Raw genomic sequence first — 1,557 nt, forward strand, 5'->3', positions numbered from 1 at the left:
TTCAAGACAATAAACAACTAATAATCAAATGATTAGATATTAAATAGAGTAAAAAAGGACTTGTGTGCGAGCTATGAAAGAAGTGCTAAACGACATATATACAGACGGTTGCAAAGAAAAGAAGTACCGCTTGTCCGATTTCTTCAATCGGTGGTGGGACGAGTACGCACAGCACCCGGCGGAGTACATCACCCCCGAACAGTACAAGGCGGTGAACGCTATCCGTGTATGTCGCACAACCGCTTTGGGGATAGATACATACGTTTGTCCCGATTGTGGGGAAGTACGGGAAATCAGCCATAGTTGCAAACACCGTTTTTGCCCGTCATGCGGCTGGCGTGACACGCTGAAATGGGCGGCACGCATGAAAGAAAAGATGCTGCGGGTGCCGCACCGCCATGTGGTGATGACCTTGCCGCATATCCTGCTGGACTTGGTGAAGCGTAACAGGAAAGAAATGCTGAATATACTGATGCGTACTTCGGCTGAAACGCTGAAAGACTGGATGATGCACAAGTTCGGCTTGAAAACCGGAGTGATTGCCGTACTGCATACCTACGGGGAAACGAAACAGCTCCATGTACACACGCACATGATTATGTCATGGGGCGGTATAGATAACGACGGTAAGATAGTCATCCCCGAACATGACTACGTGCATATCCCCTCTATCTGTAAGGTATTCCGCTACAAGTTTGAACACGCCCTGATAGGGTTGTTCGATGCGGGCAGGCTGGAGCATGATTTCCACGACCGCATGGAGTTTATGGGCTTCATCAAAAAGGTGGTGAACAAAAAGGACTGGATTGTACATTTGGAGCAGCCCATACAGATGCCGGAACAGGTGATACAATATGTGGGCAGGTATTCCAAACGGGCGTGTCTGAGCGAGTACAAGATTACGGCAATGGACGGCGAAAACATTTCATTCCGTTACCGTGATTACAAAAACTCACCCGACAGGAGGAACCCGGTTGAAAAGGAACTGACACTGCATTACCGGGAGTTCTTTCCCCGGCTGCTGCAACACGTTCCACTGCGCTATTTCCGCATCGTGAGGTACTACGGCTTCTATTCCAACAAAGGCAACCTGCCGGAAGAATACTTCGGACGGGATGAAAGCGAGATAGAGGAAGTCGAGTTGCAACAGGCAGAAAGCGGATATGAAAACCCGTACTTCTGCGAACGTTGCGGACGGACGAGAGTTTACAGCCATACCACGGTAACGGGTGGTGGCATGACATACACGGTAATACTGGAGCATTGCGACATACACCGGAAAAAAGCGGCATGACAGCAACATGGGATAGCTATGTCCTGCCGTGAACAAGAACAGTGAAATCCCATGAAAAGAAAGAAAGGAGAACTGAAAAATGAATGAAATACGGATAAGAGCAGTAATGAAACGAACGGGGTGCGGGCATGAACTTCACACTTCTTTCTGCCGGAAACAGCAGTCAAAAATTGAAGTTCTATATAGTATGTAATAAAGGAAATAAAAATTGTCTCGAACATGAGGATGAACCGCCCTAAACGGTCGGCTATCCTCTAAACATT

General features: G+C 47.7%; 1 protein-coding gene. It reads left to right on the forward strand.

Going from position 1 to position 1,557, the window contains the following annotated elements; genetic code table 11:
• Nucleotides 1–73: 73 nt before the first annotated feature.
• On the forward strand, nt 74–1,294 hold the full coding sequence (locus ABUA47_RS24685; protein WP_117859788.1) for a transposase: 1,221 nt from the start codon (nt 74–76) through the stop codon (nt 1,292–1,294).
• Nucleotides 1,295–1,557: the final 263 nt, after the last annotated feature.

The organism is Bacteroides sp. RTP31139st1_H2_RTP31139_211217 (genome assembly GCF_040227615.1).
In the GTDB taxonomy this organism is placed as follows: domain Bacteria; phylum Bacteroidota; class Bacteroidia; order Bacteroidales; family Bacteroidaceae; genus Bacteroides; species Bacteroides uniformis.

Excerpts from the sequence above, each read along its gene's own strand:
- ABUA47_RS24685 (WP_117859788.1), top strand. The coding sequence starts at position 74 with ATGAAAGAAGTGCTAAACGACATATATACAGACGGTTGCAAAGAAAAG.